The 495-nt window shown below is 47.1% G+C and carries 2 tRNA genes; both read right to left on the minus strand.

Annotation, left to right across the window (positions count from 1 at the left end):
• Positions 1 to 135: 135 nt before the first annotated feature.
• Positions 136 to 211: transfer RNA gene (locus OGY72_RS00785), tRNA-Ala, on the minus strand.
• 105 nt (positions 212 to 316) lie between these two features.
• Positions 317 to 393: transfer RNA gene (locus tag OGY72_RS00790), tRNA-Ile, on the minus strand.
• Positions 394 to 495: the final 102 nt, after the last annotated feature.

Raw genomic sequence — 495 nt, forward strand, 5'->3', positions numbered from 1 at the left:
TCATTTCTTATTACGGAGAAATGAAACAGTGTGTCGTTTCAATTTTCAGCTTGATCCAGATTTTTAAAGAGCAAAACTTCGCAGTGAACCTTTTCAGGTACACTCTGAAGTTTTCTTGTGTTTTTGCAGTAAGGATGGTGGAGCTATGCGGGATCGAACCGCAGACCTCCTGCGTGCAAGGCAGGCGCTCTCCCAGCTGAGCTATAGCCCCATCGTAGTTATCTCATTCACCTTAATTCTTGCTGAGACAAGGCGTGGAACGGTGAAGCATACTGAAGTATGCGAGTCGTTTCACAACGCGGCATCAGAAAGAATTTGGTAGGCCTGAGTGGACTTGAACCACCGACCTCACCCTTATCAGGGGTGCGCTCTAACCACCTGAGCTACAAGCCTGCAGAGATTTTCTTACTGCTAATTTTCATCAGACAATCTGTGTGAGCACTGCAAAGGTCGGTTCTTTAAGGTAAGGAGGTGATCCAACCGCAGGTTCCCCTA

Source organism: Citrobacter sp. Cpo221 (genome assembly GCF_030332345.1).
In the GTDB taxonomy this organism is placed as follows: Bacteria; Pseudomonadota; Gammaproteobacteria; order Enterobacterales; family Enterobacteriaceae; genus Citrobacter; species Citrobacter portucalensis.